Source organism: Flavobacterium sp. (genome assembly GCF_032153895.1).
Lineage (GTDB): Bacteria > Bacteroidota > Bacteroidia > Flavobacteriales > Flavobacteriaceae > Flavobacterium.
The window spans coordinates 1-18,371 of record NZ_JALDYN010000038.1; the positions used below are offsets into that span (position 1 = coordinate 1).

Here is an 18,371-nt window from a genome sequence, read left to right on the forward strand (position 1 = left end):
TACCAGGAATCCATAACACACTGATAACCATTTCGTAACCCACGAAAGTTTTTTTTGAGAAAAGTTGCTAAGCTCCGAAGTGACTTAGGTAGCGAACTTGGATTTACTTTACTATATATACAATGTAAGCATTACCAAAAACGTTTACCAACAATCCCAAAAGCCTATCTCCTAGCCCCGATAGCAGTGGAAATCCCGGAATGAAATGGAGGAATTGCAACGGATAGCGGGAATTACGATCGCAAAAATGACCGCAACACTCGCTTCTAATCAAATCGAAGTGCTTTAACCGGAGAAATTTTAGTAATAATATAGGAAGGAATAATCAGAACAATCAAACAAACCAATGCAGTTCCTAAATTTAACAACAGAATGTGAAGTGGATTAATAGCAACCGGTGCCTGCGTTACATAGTAATTTTCAGGATTGAGCTTCACGATTCCGAAGTAATGCTGCAGCAGCAACATTCCGATTCCGATTAAATTACCCCAAAATAGTCCGCGAAAGATTAAATGCGATGCATTGTACAAAAAGATTTTGCGCACCGTCCAGTTGTTCGCACCAACGGCTTTCAAAATTCCAATCATTTGAGTGCGCTCTAAAATAAGCACCAACAAAGCCACCACCATATTAATTGTAGCCACCACCACCATAATAATAAGGATAACTAAAATATTAAAGTCAAACAGTTTCAACCATTCGAATATATTAAAGTACTTCTCTTCTATCGTGACACTATTATAGGTAGACGGAATTGCCTCATAGATTTCTTCACCCTTTTCCTGAATTTTGGAAAAATCATCAACAAAAACCTCAAAAGCACCAACCTGATCTTTTTGCCATTTGTTCATACGCTGCACGTGACGAATATCTCCCAACACATACGACGCATCAAATTCCTGAAAGCCCGAATTGTAAATCCCTACTATTTTGAAATTACGAAGGTTGGGCAACTTTCCTTCTTCCTTCATAAAATAGGTATTGAACTTATCGCCTAGCTTTAACTGAAGACGATTGGCTAAATAACGCGAAATGATTACTTCCGGATTTAGGTTTTCTTTGAGGTTGGGAATTCTGCCTTCTACGATATATTCCTGAAGGTTGTTCCACTGAAACTCTTTTCCGACACCTTTAAAAACGATACCTTCGAAAGCAGTCTCGGTTCTGATAATTCCAGCTTTAGTTGCTACGGCCTGAATGTGACTGACACCTTCTACGGAATTGAATTTTGGATAAAAGGTTTGGTTTGTGGAAATCGGTTCAACACTTACTTCAGATTGATTGTCGTCGAAATTAGAGATCACAATATGCCCGTTAAAAGCCGAAACTTTTTGGCGTATTTTTTGCTGTAATCCAACACCGGTAGCCACGGAAACAATCATCATAATCATTCCGATAGCAATCGCAGCAATCGCAATTTTTATAATTGGCGCAGAAATGCTACTTTTATGGTCTTTACTGGTAGTTAAACGTTGTGCTATAAAATATTCTAATTTCAAAAGACGATGATTTCAAATTCGATGTTCAAAAATACAGTTTTATTCTTGGTTTTAGCGATGGTTTCGTGTGGAAATTCGATTAAGAATACAGAACCTAAAACGGAAACTCAAAAATCAGAAGTTCAAAACGATGAAAAAATACTTCTGGAAATAAAAACAGGAGCTGACAATTTCGACGCTTATCTTCCTTTACTTAAAAACAAGAACGTTGGCATTGTAACCAATCAGACTGGAATTTTGTCGAACAAAACCCATTTGGTTGACTTTTTATTGGAGAAGAAAATCGGCGTAGAAAAAATTTACGCTCCCGAGCACGGTTTCAGAGGAACCGCTGATGCCGGCGAACTCATCAAAGACGGAAAAGACACCAAAACCGGATTACCCATTATTTCCCTTTACGGAAATAACAAAAAACCAAAACCGGAACAATTGACTGGAGTTGATATTATGGTTTTTGACCTGCAAGATGTTGGCGCGCGTTTCTACACATATATTTCTTCGTTGCATTATGTAATGGAGGCTTGTGCCGAAAACAATATTCCGCTTCTTGTTTTGGACCGACCGAATCCAAACGGCGGTATTGTGGACGGACCTATTTTAGAAAAAGAATTCACCAGTTTTGTGGGAATGCACCAAATTCCGGTGTTACACGGCATGACCATTGGAGAATATGCTAAGATGATTAATGGAGAGAAATGGTTGAAAAACGGAGCACAATGTGATTTGACCGTAATTCCGTGTTTGAACTACAAACGTGATATGACCTACAGTTTACCGGTTAAACCATCACCAAATTTACCGAACGACCAGGCTATCAATTTATATGCGAGTTTGTGTTTTTTTGAAGGAACTAATGTAAGCATGGGCCGCGGAACTGATAAACAATTCCAGATTTACGGTTCGCCTTACTTACCTGTCATCAATACAAGTTTCACTCCAAAACCAAACTTAGGAGCAAAAGATCCTTTATATAAAAATCAGATTTGTTTCGGTGAAGATTTATCAAAAATTGAAAAAGTAAAAAAATTAGAATTAAAATGGTTAATCAGAGCTTACCGAACAACATCAATGCCAAAAGATGAATTCAAATTCTTCAACGATTTTTTCACCAAATTAGCCGGAACCAAAAAATTACAACAACAAATTGAATCCGGAGTTTCGGAAGCAGAAATTCGAAAAAGTTGGGAAAAAGGCTTGTCTGATTTTAAAACAATGCGAAAACCTTACCTTATCTATTAAAATAAAAAGAGCTCTAAACGAGCTCTTTTTTTATTCCTCTACATTATGTCCGAACTGCAATAAGTAACCGTTATTATCATAAACCGCAAATTCGCGCATGCCCCAATCAAAGGTTTCGATTTCATAGCAAACATTGCACTTGTCTTTTAATTGCTCCCATAGTTGGTCTGCACTGTCAACATTGATGTAAAACGAACCGGTAAAAATCGGTTTATCAAATGGTGTGTGTTCGTTGGGTTTGGCCAACATGATTTCGACATCATCACGATGTAAAGCTGCCCAGCCCCAATCTTCATTGTATTCGCCACATGTAAATCCTAAAACATTTACGTAAAAAGCAATGGTTTCTTTAAGTTCATTCGTCCTCAACATCGGACGCAGGTAATGAAATTTTGACATAATATTATAGTGTTACAACAATATTCGGATTCAATTTAAGCAATTCAGCTACGAAATCTTCTTTTTCTTTTGGGGAAATGACAACTTTTTTAGAGTTCTCATAAACCACTTCGATTCGGTCAGTAATGGACCCTGCCGGCGCGCTCCACAAACTGTCTGTTTTAGATACGGATTGAATTGTCGCAATCGGAACTTTGATATTCACCAAAAATCCAGAACGAACTCTAAGTATATCATTCGAAATCGTATAATCGGTCGCCATAAATAAATAGACTGAAAACACTATCGTAAAAGCAAGTATTCCCAAACCTGTCCATTCTTTTTCTCGGATAAACATTACTGTTGGCGCAATCATTCCGGAAAGAATTAATATCGGTAAAGCGATATCGATTTTGGATTTGAATACTTTTCTCATAAAGGCATTTTTTTCTTCATTTCTTCCACGATGTTATAAGCGGCCGGACAAATAGCTACGTTTTTTAAAGTAAGATCAGAAATCTGCTGAAACTTTTTTCTATCAGTGTGTGGAAATTCACGACAAGCTTTCGGACGCACGTCATAAATAAAACATTTGTTGTCGCTGTCCAAAAAAGTACACGGAACGCTTTTCAGTACATAATCATTGTCTTCATCAATACGCAGATACTGATCGATAAACTGTTGTGGTTTTTGACGGAAACTTTTGGCAATTCGCTCAATATCTGTTGTAGTAAATAGTGGCCCGGTAGTTTTACAGCAATTAGCACACTCCAGACAATCCGTTCGTTTGAATTCTGAATCGTGCAAATCCTGCATGACATAATCCAAATTCTTGGGCGCTTTCTTTTTCAGCTTGTCGAAATACTTTTTGTTTTCGTTATGCTTATCTTTGGCTAGTTTTTGAATTTCGTTTAACGACGGCTTGAGCATTTTGTTTAGAATATTGTACAAAAATACCAACTTTAAACGTTCGACTTTCAAACTTTAAACTAAAAATAATGAAAGACCTTTTCGGAAAAGCTATTTTAGATTACCAAACCAACAATTCGCCGGAAGATTTGATTACCGAAACTTCTATTTCCGAAGCCGATGAAATGAGTGTAGCCTATCTATTTCGCTCGTACAAAGACATGTCAAAAATAGAACGCAAAGCTTTGGATTTAGCTAAAGGCACCATTTTGGATATTGGCTGTGGTGCCGGAAGTCATGCTTTATATTTACAAGAGAAAAATTTTAATGTAACCGCCATCGATATCTCACCAAATGCTATTGAAGCCTGTAAACTTAGAGGTTTGAAAAACATAGCCGTTGAAAATATTTTGGATTTAAATACTGAAGAGCAGTTTGACACGCTTTTACTTTTAATGAATGGAACAGGAATTTTTGGAACCTTAAAAGAGACATCCAAGTATTTACAAAAACTCAAAGCCCTACTTTCAAAAAACGGTCAAATACTAATTGATTCTTCCGATTTGATTTATATGTATGACCAAGACGAAGATGGTGCTTATGAAGTTCCTGCCTCATGTTATTATGGTGAATTAACTTTTACAATTCAATACAAAGGAGAAACAGAAGACACCTTCCCTTGGTTATACATTGATTATAACACTTTACAAAACGCCGCCCACGCTAATGGTTTAAATTGTGAACTTGTTCAAGAAGGCGAACATTTTGATTACTTAGCGAAATTGACGCATTTATAAAATAAAAAACCCAAACATAAGTTTGGGTTTTTTATTATCAGGCAATTTTTATTATTGCATGTATTTCATCATCATACCTTGTAAGCCCATTCCCCATTCTTGAGCTGCAGCTGTTACTTTTTCTGTAAGTGCATCTCCTTTTTGAGTAATTTTTTTACCGATTGGACTTTCATAGAATTTCAACATTTCTTTAATGTCTTCATGAGTGTACTCTTGCATATAAACATCAGCAACTTTATCGTAGTACGATGGTAATGTCGCATCAAATTCCACTAAGAAAGCTGCGTGCTTTTCAGCCGGAACCATCTTTAAAATTTGTGTTTTAGCCATGTTCATTTGTGAACTTGCCGTTACTTTCAATACTTTCATTACGTCTGCTTTAAAAGCTTCTTTCGATTGTGCTGTTCCTAAATTGGCTACTAAAGCAAATGCGATTACAAAAAATAGTTTTTTCATTGTTTTGGTTTATGATTAATTAAGATTTCTTTCTTTTAAAGGTGAAAGGTATTTTATAAGTCGTCGAAAATGGTTTTCCGTTACGTGTAGCAGCTTGCCATTTTGGAGAAAGTTGTAAAACGCGAATCATTTCGATAGCTGAATTTCCACCCAAGTCTTTAACAATTCGGATATTTTTCATAGCTCCTTCTTCATTGATGGTAAACGAACAGATAAGTTGTCCTTCTTTTTCAATTTTAGACATATCCAATTTACCGTATACAAATTGAGCAAAAGTATTCAAATCGCCACCTTGAAATTTGGCTTCGATTTTATTCCCGTCTAAATACACTTCGTCTTCACCGCCTAATTGAGCAAAACCCATATTGAATGCGAACATGAATAAAATAACAGCGTATAGTTTTTTCATAAATTAAGGAATATTCAGATATTTATGCGTTTGTAAAGATATGCGCCATTTCGGATTATTCATAACATAATCAATAATTAATGGTGTCATTTCTTCTTTTTTACTCCATTCCGGTTGTAAAAACAAAATCGCATTGCTATTTACTTTTGAAGCTTGTTCTTCAGCAAAAATAAAATCGTGTTTGTTGTGGATGATGACTTTCAGTTCGTGTGCAATATCATAAGCATCTTGAACCGGTAATTTTGTTTTTTTAGGTGACAAACAAAACCAATCCCAATGCCCTGAAACCGGATAAGCCCCTGAGGTTTCAATATGAACGCGCAAATTTTCAGCTTTTAATTTTGAAGTAAGCGTTGTCATATCCCAGGTTAAAGGTTCGCCTCCAGTTACAACTACCGTTTCAGCATATTTTTTTGCATTCGCTACGATTACATCTGTCGTAGTAGGTGGATGCAATTCGGCGTTCCAGCTTTCTTTAACGTCGCACCAATGACAGCCTACGTCACAACCTCCGATTCGGATGAAGTATGCAGCGGTTCCGGTATGGTAGCCCTCGCCTTGAATGGTATAAAACTCTTCCATTAAAGGAAGCATTTCTCCTTTTTCTACAGCGATTTGGATTTCTTTCTTCAACATGGTCTTCTTAAACTAGTGTGCAAAGATAGTCAGTTATTTTGAAACACAAAGCCCGCAAGAACTCCCAAAGTTATTCCAATAGCCCCGATGGAAGCGGCACCTTGTAGAGCGGACAGCGGGAACAAGGATAACAAACACACCCGAACCATTCGCTTCAAAAAAAACCGGCAACTTTCGCTACCGGTTTGGATATTTAAGCTTTCAAAGCTTTTAGTGTATCTGTTGCATACTTGTTTGTCGGATCAACAACTAGAAGTTTTTTCAGATTTTCTACTGCTTTGGTTTTGTCACCTGAGTTAGCATAGTGTGCACCTACGAAAGTTAAGGCTTCAACTAGTCCTTTTTGGTTAGCCGGTTTTGCTTTTTCAGCATCTTCTTTAGCTTCCATTACTTTGATGTAGTTCTCATAGCTAGTCAATGCTACAGCTTTAGCTTCTGGTGTTCCCATCAATTCGTTTACACGAGCTTTGTACTGGATTGCTTCCAGAGACGTTGGCCACGCTTCGATTACTTTTGAGAACGCCTGATCCGCACGAACCAATTGCTCTTTTGGAGATGTTTTAGCATCGTAGTCAAAGTACAACGCATATCCTAAGTAAAAATAATCGTAAACATAGTTTTTCGATTTCGGATTTTTAACCGCTACTTCGAAAAGTTTCGCTGCATTTTTGTACAACTTGTCTTTGAACATTTTAATTCCTAAAGCATTCAATTCGGTTGCAATTACCGGATCTTTTTCTACGGCCTTGTTCATTTCTACAACTCCTTCGTTGAAGATTTTCTCATCGTAGGTTCCTTCTGCTTTTTTAGCTTCAGCCATTTTGGTCAAACCTAAGTACAGGTAATCACGAGCGATGATTCTCTTTGGATCAACTTTCGTAAAGAATTCTGAAATTGCTCTTGAACTCTCTGCAAAGTTACCATTTTCGTATGCTGCATAGCCTAAATAACGGTAAATACGAGGGTTCACATTATCTAATTTCTTCATCTCATTAGCTTCTTTTTCCAAAGCTTTATAATCTTTAGCCAAGATTAAGAAGTCAGCATGACGCATACGGGATTCTAAGGAATAATCCGTAAGGTTCATATATTTCTCGTAATTTACTAATGCTTTCTGAATGTACTCGTTATACTTAGCCGGCTCACTAGTTCCCCAGAAATAGTAAGTTTCCGCTAATTCACGATAAACCGGTCCGAAAGACGGGTTCAATTTTACGATTTCATCGAAAGACTTAATCGCCACATCAAATGCTTTAGCATTTTTAGTGATTTTTGCCAAATTCATCTTCGCCAATAAAAGCGAATTATCTAAATCATAAGCATTACGATACGCGCTGTACGCCTCATTGGTTTTGTTATCACCATACTGAGCATCTCCTAACAACAAATGTGCGTTGGCATTTTTATCGTCAATAGTTAAAGCTTTGTTGATGACTTCAATTGCTTTTTTGTAATTCGGATTTTCTGATTTCAAATAGGCTTTAGCAATTAACAACAATTCATCAGTATCTTTTTTCTTGATGCTTGACGCTGCCTTATCAAAATTAGCTGAAGCTCCAGATGTATTTTTAGCATCCAAATCCAGTTGTCCTAATCCGATGTGGTTAAGCGTACCTTTATCTTTGGCTACAAGTCCTTTTTGAAACATCATTTTAGCTGAATCCACTTCATGTTGTGCTAAATACACATCCCCTAAATAGAAATAGTTTTTTCCATTATCCGGATTGGATTTAACCAGCCCTTTCAATATTTTTTTGGCTTTGTCAAATTGTTCTGCGGTAATCGCTTTTTTAGCCTGATCTAAATCTTGAGCAAATACAGATGATGATAATCCCAGCATTAGTAGACTTAAAACTCTAGCATTTTTCATTTCTAAAATTTTTATATGGTTAAACTATTTTTCGACTTTATCACGAACGGCTATTTCCCTTGTCGGGAACTTCTTTGGCACTAAACCAGACTTAAGCACAATTCGCTGACCTTTGTCTCCTGCAATATAAGAAGCAAATCCCATGCCTAAACCGGTTGCTCCCTGAAAATTTATTAAAAATAATTTGCGTTGGACAGGATAAGTCCCATCTGCAATATTAGTCTGATTTGGTTTAAAATACTTGTTTTTTTCGGTAACTTTAACATTTTCAACCGCTAAAACTTTTACATTTTTTACATACGGTTCCACATCATTAGAAGGTTGTAACAACCAATTCACTCCAACAATTCCAACGGCATTTTTATGTTCTGAAACGTATTTTACAACTTCTTTATTTGATTTCATTGAAAAAACGCCCTGTTTTGGCAATTCCGAAATATCCGCAAGCTTATATAATTCTCTCAGATTACTGGAATACGGATTATCAAAAACCAAAGCTTGGAAATTGCCGCTCATATTCCCTTTCATTAAATCAACCAAATTGTTCTTGGTCAAAACCGAATCGGCAATGGCTTTATTTCCAATAAAAGCAATGGCATCCACTGCAAATTGCGTTCTGCGCGGAAAAACATGCTTTTGCTGATTATAATAAACCACTTCCGTCGTATCCAAGTCACGGGCTAAAATTGCAATTCGCGCTTTATCGACTTTGATTTGCTCTAAAATATCCGCTTCAGGAAGAGCAACTAAATTAACCTTGGCTCTTCGGTATTCACTTTCAAAAACAGTAGCCAAATCTTCCACAATCGGAAAAATGGTTTCATCCACCAAAATTGTTGTGGATCCGGCTACAGCTGTTTCTGCTATTTCTTCGGGTTGTACTTCTTTACTTTTTTTATCACAGGAAAAAAAAAGAATTAACGCAAAAACACCCAGAACAAAATATGACGATCTATTCATTTTATACAAACACTGTTTGAATTTATTTTTGACTATTTACCGGCTCTGTAGTTGTTGCTTCGCAATTAATAGTAATCGGAAGCGTAAACTGACAACGTACTGCTTCTCCATTCTGCATACCCGGTATCCACTTTGGGCATTTCTTTAACACCTCGATAACGGCTTCATCAAAATCCTGACCAGGACTTCTCAATATTTTAATAGCACTTAAAGTTCCGTCTTTTTCAACAATAAAACCTGCCATTACTTTATAAAGTCCGGAAGTTTCCACCTTTGGCGCTATAAAATTATCAATAAAAAACTGAGAGAATTTTTTCATACCTCCTTCGAATTTTGCCTGAACCTCTACAGCCACATATACTTTATCCTGACCCGGCTCATCTTTAATAGCATCAACCACCACCACATCATTTGTCTGTGAATATGACAGGCTTGAGAAAAACAAAAAAAACAAGACCTTAAAAAAATATTTCATTATCTACTACTCTTCATTTGTATTATTCAACAATCGTGTAAAACGGAAAACTGCGTAAATTAAAAGCAACACCCCTAAAATAATTCTTCTATTATACGGAATATCGACAGGCATTGTTTTCCAAACAAACAAAGTTACGGCCAAAAACACATACAATCCTAAAAAGACTAGTCCTAAAACAAACAGAAATCGCTGTTGGGGCGATTTCTGTTTAAAATTTTTAAATAAATTCATGTTAGTTAGCCACCTGAATAGTAATTGGCAAAGTAAATTGTGAACGTACCGAACGTCCGTTTTGAACCGCAGGTTTCCATTTAGGCATGCTTCTCAAAACTTTTTCAGCAATTTTCCCTACACCATAACCAGGATCTCTTAAAACTCGAATATCTGTTAAACTTCCGTCTTTTTCAACAACGAATCCTAACATTACACGAATTTGAGTAACTCCTTCATCTACTTCAGGTAATTGAGACTGTAACTTGTTTCCAAATGCCTGTCTGAACTTTGACATACCTCCTTCTGGATCAGCCAAAACTTCTACGGCAACGTAAACTTTATTATCTTCCTCAACTACTTTGGTTCCAACATCTGCATCTCCTGGAGGGGTTACATTAACGATAGCGCCATCTTTACTCCCTTTTTTATCTTCAGTCCCCGGATCTGCAGTTTTCAAATCCTCAACTGTTGGCGGATCTTCATCACGCACTTTCTCTTTCTCCACAACTTTTGGTGGCGGGAATTTCACCTGATCATTCACCGCTTTTGGTGCTTCAGGTGGTGGAGGTGGTGGTAAATCTTTTGGTGGAGGCGGTGGTAATAGCTTTGTTTCAATTACCTTGTCCAGATTTTCCTTTTCATTTTTGGCAAATTTATCGCCAATAATATTTTTCACAACCGGACCTCCAATTGCCGCCGCAAATAAGACAGCACCAATTAACATGGCTCTTACGGTTGTTTTAGGATTTTCTGAACGCAATTGATAAGCACCATATGCCTTGTTACGGCCTTCGAAGACCATATCAATCCACTCTTGCTTAAATATGTTTAATTTTGACATAATTGTAAATTTTAATGATTCAAAAGATGAATTATTTTGTCAATAATCCTTCTTTTTCAAGCATTGCGTTTTCGTCTGCTGTAATATCCACAATCGCATAAATTTGTACGTTTGTGATAGCCATCTCATCTAAGACATCCACTAAGTTTTTGTAGTTAGACTTTTTACTCGCTTTAATCAAAACAATCATCTCTTGTTTTTTAGCTTCATAAGCCGCGTACTTTGACTTAACCAATTCTTTTTTCTCCAATAGTACTTTTCGGATACCGTTTTTACCATAACCTACCTTTTCAGGCCCTTCAATCGGTGCAGTCGGTAATCCGTAGTACCACAAAATCTGATTCTTTTCTCCTAACAACAAAGTTACGGTTTTATCATCAGCCGTTTCAAGAGTGATTGGTACATCCGTCTTTGTTTTATCAGGCATCGCCAGATTCATTGACTGTGGTTTTGACAACGACGTAGTCAACATGAAGAAAGTAATCAAAAGGAATGCCAAATCTACCATCGCGGTCAAATCCACCCCGGCATTTTGCTTTTTACTCCTTACATGGCCTTTCTTCTTGCCACCGCCGTCGCCGCTATTTAATTCTGCCATTTTACAGTATATTTTTTATTAAAAATCATCCGTTCTTAATCCGGTTACCAAGTAAAACTTATTAACCTGTTGATCCTGAAGAATATCAATTACTTTTTTAATCGTTGGATATTCTTCTTTAGCATCACCTTTTATTGCTACTTTCAACTCAGCTGTATGAATTTCACTTGCTGCATAACGCGCCGCCAAAACCCATTCTTTCAACTGGTTGTCGATAGAATCATACGGAATACCCTTCTGCGAACCTTCTTTATTACGCTCTTCTCCTGATTTTGCAATAATCAACTTCAATTCCCCAACTGGAACTCCAAATCCGTCGATTAATGAGAAACGTTTCTTTTCATCCTCAGTAAAATCTAAGGTGTAACGCTCAGCAATTTTATCAAGAGTGGCAGCACGTAAATCCTGACCTGTCATCCCGAAGAACACTTTTCCGTCTCCAACAGTAATCGTCGCTAAATCCGTATCCGGTAATTTAGTCTGTACTGTAGAAGCCGGTGTATCTACCGGTAGCGGCTCAGGTACTTTCGCAGTCGAAGTCATTACGAAGAACGACAGTAACAAGAACGCAACGTCACACATCGCGGTCATGTCAATTCTCGTACTCTTTTTTGACATTTTTACTTTTGCCATTTTTCTTCAAATTAGTTTAGCAGCATTCTGAACCGGAAACCCGATTCAACCACTACTACATTATTAATAAATTAACTTTTTTATAACGCGCTTAAAATTAAGCAGCACGTCCTTTCATTCTTCTGTAAGCCTGAGTAATAGCAAAACCAGCCTCATCAATAGAATAAGTTAATTTATCAATTTTAGATGTAAATAAATTGTAAGTGATGATAGCTAATGTAGACGTACCAATACCTGTAGCTGTATTAATAAGTGCCTCAGAAATACCTGTCGCTAACGCAGCCTGGTCAGGAGCCCCTGCAGCAGCTAATCCAGAGAACGCTTTAATCATACCTGATACCGTTCCTAATAATCCCATTAACGTACCGATTGATACTAATGTAGCAATGATTGTCATGTTTTTCTCTAACATTGGCATCTCTAAAGAAGTAGCTTCTTCGATTTCTTTCTGAATAGTTTCAGTAGCTTTTTCGCTATCGAAACCTTCTTTTTTCACTTCTTGATATTTTGTTAAACCTGCTCTAACCACGTTAGCAACAGAACCTTGCTGTGTATCACACTCAGCAATAGCCTCATCGATTTTACCTTGTCCGATTAAAGACTGAACGTTTTTAACGAAAGTCTCAACATTTCCTTTTCCAGCAGCTTTTGAAATAACGAAGAAACGCTCAAAAGAGAATACTACCGCCATTAAGAATAATCCCATCAACATTGGTACGATAAATCCACCTTTATAAACCATCCCTAAATAGTTTCCAGGTAGCGGGTGACCTGTGTTATCGCCTCCTTCAAAGTTAGAAGAGTGACCCATTACGAATTTCCATACTAGAAATCCAATAACTAAACAGATTACAATTGTTAAACCTGCAAAAAAGTTTGAACCTTTAGAGCTAGCTCCATTTTCAACAGTCTCGTTAGATACGTTTGTCATTTTAAAAAATTTTTAGTTTTTCGATTTTATTGAACTTAATTCTTATCTCCACATTTTGAAGCATAAGAGTCGCAAATTTATGTTTTTAGAATTAATAAAAAAACAAAACTGCCATTTTTTGAACGCTTATTTAAAATTATTTAACGCTGAAAAGACCATTTATTTTAAGTTGAACCCTAAATATTAACATAAGATTAAATTAAGAACGCCAGAATGTTAATTTTATTTTTGTCAAGACCGAAGTTTTTTTCATAATAAATTAAAGAAAGTGAATTTGATGTCGTTCAAATACCAATATCTTTGTCTTTAAAGTAAATTTAAATCGTTTTTTGTATACAAAATGAATATTTCACTCTTTTCAGAATATATAAATAAAGGTTACAGTTGTAACGGAGAAAACATCGTATTAGGCGGCGGAATCCTAAACGGCGAAGCCACACCAAACACCTTAATCAAAATCCCGCTCAAAACTTTAAACCGTCACGGATTAATCGCCGGAGCCACCGGTACGGGCAAAACCAAAACCATTCAGGTGTTATCCGAACAGCTTTCCCTAAACGGAATTCCGGTTTTGATGATGGACATTAAAGGTGACTTTTCCGGAATTGCTGCATTGGGCGAAGAAAAAAGTTTCATAACCGAGCGTCATGCTAAAATTGGGGTTTCCTACCAAACAAAATCGTTTCCGGTTGAATTATTGAGTTTATCCGAACAAAACGGTGTACGATTGCGCGCCACAGTTTCCGAATTTGGACCGGTGCTTTTTTCCAGAATTCTCGATTTGAATGAAACCCAAAGCGGTGTAGTTTCCGTAATTTTTAAATATTGCGATGATCGTAAAATTCCGTTGCTCGACTTAAAAGACTTCAAAAAAGTACTGCGTTATGCCACCGAGGAAGGCAAAAAAGAATTTGAAGCTGAATACGGAAGAATTTCCACAGCTTCGACAGGTTCTATTTTAAGAAAAACCATCGAATTGGAACAACAAGGCGCCGATTTGTTCTTCGGAGAACTTTCTTTTAACATTGAAGATTTACTGCGCACCAATGAAAACGGGAACGGCTTTGTAAACATCGTTCGCTTAACTGATATTCAGGATAGACCGAAGCTTTTTTCAACTTTCATGCTTTGTCTTTTAGCGGAAGTTTATCAAAAAATGCCTGAAGTTGGCGATGTTGAAAAACCAGAATTAGTCATCTTTATTGATGAGGCACACTTGATTTTCAATGAAGCCAGCAAAACACTTTTAAATCAGATTGAAACCATTGTCAAACTGATTCGTTCCAAGGGAATTGGTGTGTATTTCATCACGCAGAATCCAACTGATGTTCCTTCTGGCGTTTTAGCCCAGTTAGGATTGAAAATTCAGCACGCCCTTCGCGCCTTTACCGCAAACGACCGTAAAGCGATTAAAATGACCGCAGAAAATTATCCGTTATCGGATTTTTACAAAACAGAAGACGTGATTACACAACTAGGAATCGGAGAAGCTTTTGTAACCGCTTTGAACGAAAAAGGTATTCCGACACCACTTGTTGCTTGTATGATGCGCGCACCGATGAGCCGAATGGATATTTTATCGGATGACGAAATCAAATCGATTAATTCCAATTCCAAACTCGTTCAAAAATACAATCAGGTTGTAGATTCCGAAAGCGCTTATGAAATGCTTACTAAAAAAATCGATACTGCAGTTCAGGAAGCCCAGAAAAAAACCGAAACCAGCATACCCGCTCCAAGGAAAAGCACCAGACCTGAGCCGAGTACCGCAGAAACAATCGGAAAATCAGTAACCAAAGTAGTCACAAGTGCTTCGTTCATCAGAGGTGTGATGGGCATTCTTCTTAAAATCTTCAGAAAATAATGAAAGGAATTTTAACCATCGGCTTATTAGTACTTTCCAACGTTTTTATGACCTTGGCCTGGTACGGACATTTGAAGTTTAAAGACTTAAAATGGTTTGAAAACGCCGGATTAATCACCATTATTTTAATCAGTTGGGGATTGGCTTTGTTTGAATATTGTTTCCAGGTTCCTGCAAATAAAATCGGATTTCAGGGCAATGGCGGACCGTTTTCATTATTACAACTAAAAGTAATTCAGGAAGTTATTACCTTAGTCATTTTTGTAATTTTCTCTATGTTGTTCTTTAAAAATGAAACCTTTCGATGGAATCACGCCGTTGGTTTTTGCTTTTTAGTATTAGCCGTTTATTTTATCTTTAAAAAATGAAAAAATATTTTATACAGAAAACGCCTTTCGTAGTTCCGACTTCAGACGGCAAAGTAATTGAAGAACATCACGGTTTGGCTACAACTGCCAACAAAGCCATTTCGATTGCTCACATGATTGCACCGCCAGGCTGGAGCGAACCCTTCCAAACTCCGGAATTTGACGAGTTCACTTATATCATCAAAGGTAAAAAGCAATTTATCATTGATGATGAAACGGTAATTTTAGAAGCCGGACAATCCATAAAAATTGAGCGTAATACCAGAGTTCAATATTCCAATCCGTTTGAGGAAGCTTGTGAATATCTTGCCATTTGTACACCGGCATTTAGTATGGACGCTGTGCATCGCGAAGCATAAAAAAAGAGGCAAAAGCCTCTTTTATTTTTCCAATAAACTCAGAATATGTTGTTCGATAACTTCTGTATCCCAAATTTGATCTATATTTTCGATTGACAGGATTTCTTCCATGATTCGGTTTTGTTTATCGCCTTCCGCCAAAGCTTCAGAATACGGCTGATGACTAAACGTCACTCTGCTGTACAACGGAACCCATTTATCCGGATGTTTGTCTGAAAACCATTTCTCAATTTTTTTCTGCAACAAGAATTTAGCATCTGCCGTTTTGGAACTCATTTCCATGAAATTGCGATACGACAACTCGGCAATCGCATCTGCATTGGGTTTACGTGATTTTTCGTATTCCTTAAAGATCGTTTTCCAATCGTTCCCGTATTGTTGCATCAACTGATTCAATATCGTAATATCTTCAAAACCGGCGTTCATTCCGTGGCCGTAGAAAGGCACAATCGCGTGAGCCGCATCACCAATTAAAGCTACCTTATCCTCAAAAGTCCAAGGATAACACTTCATGGTAACCAAATAACTCGTTGGATTTTTGAAGAAATCTTCCACCAAATCCGGAATCACTTCTTTCGTATCGGGAAAATGTTCTGCGAAAAAAGCAACTAAGGTTTCTTTGTCTTTTAATTTTTCAAAGGAATTTTCGCCTTCGTGTGGCATGAACAAAGTACAGGTAAAGCTACCATCCGGATTGGCTAATCCCATCAGCATAAATTCTCCGCGAGGCCAAATGTGCAAAGAATTTTTATCGATTTTATGAGTTCCGTCTGCATTGGCCGGAATGTGTAATTCTTTGTATCCAACTCGAATAAAATCCTGCGAATAGTTGAACATACTCTGACGCTGCATACGGTGACGAACTCTAGAAAATGCACCATCGGCTCCAAAAACCATATCATACTGTAACTCTTTCCATTCCCCACGTTCTTCTTCGCCTTCGTGTAAAGTTGCTGTTGCTAAAGTAACATCCCAAATTTTCTCGTTGAAGAAAAATTCTACTCCGGCTTCTTCCGCTAAATCGACCATTTTTCGGTTAAGCAATCCTCTGGATAAGGAAAAAATAGCTTCTCCGTCTTTTCCGTAATGCTGATACGATAACTCTTTCCCAACCATATGAATGGCTCTTTTATCGACTGGAATTCCGATTTTTTTAATTTCATCATCCAAACCGATATCTTCCAATGCTCGCCAACCTCTGTCCGACATCACCAAATTGATGGAACGCCCAGAAAAAACAACATTGCGAATGTCTGGACTTCTATCGTATACATGAACCGCATGACCAGCTTTTTTGAGATAAATCGCCAACAGCGTTCCTACTAATCCGGAACCGACTACGGCTATTTTTTGGGGAGTTTGCATTACAGATTTTATTTATACAAATTTATATTTTTTCAAACAATATGCCGTTCTTTTTGGATTTATTTCGAAATCGAATACACACTGTCTAAAAACAAAAAATGCATCATTTAAAATGACGCACTTTCCGACCAAATTTATACTAAACAACTAACTACTTTTTCTTTTTGCTCTCATCGATGATGGCTCCTGTACCAGCACCTACACCGGCTCCAGCCAATCCGCCAATAATTGCACCTTCTCCTTTTTTCTTACTTACAGCGGCACCTGTTACAGCACCAACCCCTGCACCAATCAAGGCTCCTTTAACAGCACCACTCATTTTCTTTTTTTGTGGAGCTGCCTGAGGCGTTGTATTATTTACTACTACAACCTCTTTTTCATTTTTATTGGTTTCAGCCATACGAACTGAATCGATAATACGCTGTTTTTCCAATTCCATTTTTAAGGAATCAATAGTTTCGGTACTTGTCAATTCTGTATTTTCTTTCTGCATATCTTTACACGAAACCATTGTCAAAACTGCAAATCCTATAATAGCTAAATTTTTCATGATACTTTTCATTTATGATTACATGACAAAGTAACGACGGTTTGCCTACAAAAGTTTTACAGGATTTTCGCGAATCGTTATAGGATTTCAACATAAAAAAAGCGAACCTCACGGTTCGCCTGTATTTATCGGTTAAATTGAATTTTCTTTCCGACTGGTAATTTTTGTGATTTGGCCAAAACGCCACACATGTGAAATAACATTCGGGCTCCTACATTACCATCCCAATCGTCATCGCCCGGAGCAACTTCCACCAAATCGAATCCGATAATTTCTTTATCAGTTTCGGCTAAACGACTTAATAAATAAGCGGCTTGTTCGAATGAAAAACCTCCCGGAACCGGAGTTCCAGTATTAGGACAATACCACGGATACATCCCATCAATATCAAAAGAAATACAAACTTTATTAGGCAGTGAAGCGATGATTCTGTCGCATTGTTGTTCCCAGGTTTGCCCTTGAAAAGTTTCTTGTTTTAAATCCATATCGGTATGAACTAAAACGCGGCCTTTAAGTGCTACTTCCACTTCCTGTTCACAAAAATCACGAATTCCAACCTGAACGATTTTAGAAATCTGAGGAATTTGCAACGCATTGTACATAATTGATGCATGCGAATACGTAAAGCCTTCGTAAGCTATGCGCAAATCCATGTGAGCATCTAAATGTAAAATTCCGAAATCTTCATATTTTGTTGCCAAAGCCTGATAGTAGCCCAGCGGTGTACTGTGATCACCCCCTAAAAGCGCCACTTTTTTACCTTGATTCATCCAATGCAGAATGCGGTTTTTTACTTCCTCATTCATATCGCGACAGGCTTTGTTGATTTTATCCAAATCCGATTGCAGCGCTGGAAATGTTGACACATCTTCTCCCGCTTCCAATGCCTCTATGATTGGCTGTGCTAAACTTTTGAATTTTTCTGAGTTTTTGGCCCAATGTGACGGTGCTTCGTCCATATAAATTCCCAACTTCCACAATTCCGGAAATTCCTGATGGCTCAAATCTACCTGAAAAG

The 18,371-nt window shown here is 37.4% G+C and carries 22 protein-coding genes; 5 read left to right on the plus strand and 17 right to left on the minus strand.

The genetic code is table 11. From position 1 onward, the window contains the following. Positions 1–266 precede the first annotated feature (266 nt). Positions 267–1,499: an ABC transporter permease gene (locus RUH60_RS10425; RefSeq protein WP_313808066.1), complete on the minus strand. Its 1,233-nt coding sequence runs from the start codon at positions 1,497–1,499 to the stop codon at positions 267–269. 6 nt (positions 1,500–1,505) lie between these two features. On the opposite strand from RUH60_RS10425, the gene RUH60_RS10430 reads away from it, so the two are divergent. Then, positions 1,506–2,738 (plus strand): DUF1343 domain-containing protein, encoded by a 1,233-nt coding sequence (locus RUH60_RS10430; protein ID WP_313808067.1) that lies wholly within the window; start codon positions 1,506–1,508, stop codon positions 2,736–2,738. A 30-nt stretch (positions 2,739–2,768) separates the two neighbouring features. Here the strand turns inward: RUH60_RS10430 and RUH60_RS10435 are convergent, their stop codons facing one another. The 3 genes from RUH60_RS10435 to RUH60_RS10445 are packed head-to-tail and all read right to left on the minus strand — an operon-like array spanning position 2,769 to position 4,046. Further along, positions 2,769–3,137, minus strand: coding sequence for a VOC family protein (locus RUH60_RS10435; protein ID WP_313808069.1), 369 nt, complete (start codon positions 3,135–3,137; stop codon positions 2,769–2,771). Between the two features lie 4 nt (positions 3,138–3,141). After that, complete coding sequence (locus RUH60_RS10440; RefSeq protein ID WP_313808071.1) at positions 3,142–3,552, minus strand: PH domain-containing protein; 411 nt, start codon at positions 3,550–3,552, stop codon at positions 3,142–3,144. Beyond that, a complete protein-coding gene (locus tag RUH60_RS10445; RefSeq protein ID WP_313808073.1) occupies positions 3,549–4,046 on the minus strand; it encodes a YkgJ family cysteine cluster protein in 498 nt (165 codons plus the stop codon). Before RUH60_RS10445 ends, RUH60_RS10440 begins: the two co-directional genes overlap by 4 nt. 68 nt (positions 4,047–4,114) lie before the next feature. Here RUH60_RS10445 and RUH60_RS10450 point away from each other — a divergent pair, with 68 nt between their 5' ends. After that, complete coding sequence (locus tag RUH60_RS10450) at positions 4,115–4,822, plus strand: class I SAM-dependent methyltransferase (RefSeq protein ID WP_313808075.1); 708 nt, start codon at positions 4,115–4,117, stop codon at positions 4,820–4,822. A gap of 51 nt (positions 4,823–4,873) precedes the next feature. On the opposite strand, the gene RUH60_RS10455 is transcribed toward RUH60_RS10450, so the two are convergent. The 10 genes from RUH60_RS10455 to RUH60_RS10500 all read right to left on the minus strand — a co-directional run bounded on the left by RUH60_RS10455 (position 4,874) and on the right by RUH60_RS10500 (position 12,847). Then, positions 4,874–5,278: a DUF2059 domain-containing protein gene (locus tag RUH60_RS10455; protein WP_313808076.1), complete on the minus strand. Its 405-nt coding sequence runs from the start codon at positions 5,276–5,278 to the stop codon at positions 4,874–4,876. 19 nt (positions 5,279–5,297) lie between these two features. Continuing rightward, a complete protein-coding gene (locus tag RUH60_RS10460; protein ID WP_313808077.1) occupies positions 5,298–5,687 on the minus strand; it encodes an Imm64 family immunity protein in 390 nt (129 codons plus the stop codon). 3 nt (positions 5,688–5,690) lie between these two features. Further along, positions 5,691–6,323, minus strand: coding sequence for a 7-carboxy-7-deazaguanine synthase QueE (locus tag RUH60_RS10465; RefSeq protein ID WP_313808078.1), 633 nt, complete (start codon positions 6,321–6,323; stop codon positions 5,691–5,693). Between the two features lie 193 nt (positions 6,324–6,516). After that, a complete protein-coding gene (locus tag RUH60_RS10470) occupies positions 6,517–8,193 on the minus strand; it encodes a tetratricopeptide repeat protein (RefSeq protein ID WP_313808079.1) in 1,677 nt (558 codons plus the stop codon). Positions 8,194–8,217: 24 nt separating this feature from the next. Beyond that, a complete protein-coding gene (locus tag RUH60_RS10475) occupies positions 8,218–9,153 on the minus strand; it encodes a substrate-binding domain-containing protein (protein WP_313808080.1) in 936 nt (311 codons plus the stop codon). Between the two features lie 22 nt (positions 9,154–9,175). Beyond that, positions 9,176–9,628 carry an energy transducer TonB gene (locus tag RUH60_RS10480; RefSeq protein ID WP_313808082.1) on the minus strand — a complete coding sequence of 151 codons (453 nt, stop codon included), beginning with the start codon at positions 9,626–9,628 and terminating at the stop codon, positions 9,176–9,178. A gap of 235 nt (positions 9,629–9,863) precedes the next feature. Next, positions 9,864–10,685 carry an energy transducer TonB gene (locus tag RUH60_RS10485; RefSeq protein WP_313808084.1) on the minus strand — a complete coding sequence of 274 codons (822 nt, stop codon included), beginning with the start codon at positions 10,683–10,685 and terminating at the stop codon, positions 9,864–9,866. 31 nt (positions 10,686–10,716) lie between these two features. Then, positions 10,717–11,283, minus strand: a complete 567-nt coding sequence (locus RUH60_RS10490; RefSeq protein WP_313808086.1) for a biopolymer transporter ExbD — start codon at positions 11,281–11,283, stop codon at positions 10,717–10,719. Positions 11,284–11,301: 18 nt separating this feature from the next. Then, positions 11,302–11,916 (minus strand): biopolymer transporter ExbD, encoded by a 615-nt coding sequence (locus tag RUH60_RS10495; RefSeq protein ID WP_313808088.1) that lies wholly within the window; start codon positions 11,914–11,916, stop codon positions 11,302–11,304. 97 nt (positions 11,917–12,013) lie between these two features. Continuing rightward, positions 12,014–12,847, minus strand: a complete 834-nt coding sequence (locus RUH60_RS10500; protein ID WP_313808090.1) for a MotA/TolQ/ExbB proton channel family protein — start codon at positions 12,845–12,847, stop codon at positions 12,014–12,016. Between the two features lie 340 nt (positions 12,848–13,187). Here RUH60_RS10500 and RUH60_RS10505 point away from each other — a divergent pair, with 340 nt between their 5' ends. Genes RUH60_RS10505 through RUH60_RS10515 form a run of 3 tightly spaced genes read left to right on the plus strand, consistent with a single transcriptional unit; the run spans position 13,188 to position 15,438 of the window. Next, a complete protein-coding gene (locus RUH60_RS10505) occupies positions 13,188–14,711 on the plus strand; it encodes a helicase HerA-like domain-containing protein (RefSeq protein ID WP_313808092.1) in 1,524 nt (507 codons plus the stop codon). After that, on the plus strand, positions 14,711–15,079 hold the full coding sequence (locus RUH60_RS10510; RefSeq protein ID WP_313808094.1) for a DMT family protein: 369 nt from the start codon (positions 14,711–14,713) through the stop codon (positions 15,077–15,079). The genes RUH60_RS10505 and RUH60_RS10510 overlap by 1 nt, the downstream gene beginning before the upstream one ends. After that, a complete protein-coding gene (locus RUH60_RS10515; protein WP_313808095.1) occupies positions 15,076–15,438 on the plus strand; it encodes a cupin domain-containing protein in 363 nt (120 codons plus the stop codon). The genes RUH60_RS10510 and RUH60_RS10515 overlap by 4 nt, the downstream gene beginning before the upstream one ends. A gap of 21 nt (positions 15,439–15,459) precedes the next feature. Here RUH60_RS10515 and RUH60_RS10520 read toward each other — a convergent pair whose 3' ends face one another. The 3 genes from RUH60_RS10520 to RUH60_RS10530 form a co-directional block, all read right to left on the minus strand. Further along, positions 15,460–16,803: an NAD(P)/FAD-dependent oxidoreductase gene (locus RUH60_RS10520; protein WP_313808097.1), complete on the minus strand. Its 1,344-nt coding sequence runs from the start codon at positions 16,801–16,803 to the stop codon at positions 15,460–15,462. A 151-nt stretch (positions 16,804–16,954) separates the two neighbouring features. Next, positions 16,955–17,353 (minus strand): glycine zipper family protein, encoded by a 399-nt coding sequence (locus RUH60_RS10525; protein WP_313808099.1) that lies wholly within the window; start codon positions 17,351–17,353, stop codon positions 16,955–16,957. Positions 17,354–17,478: 125 nt separating this feature from the next. Then, the coding region (locus RUH60_RS10530; RefSeq protein WP_313808101.1) for an agmatinase family protein at positions 17,479–18,371 on the minus strand (893 nt) is incomplete at its 5' end.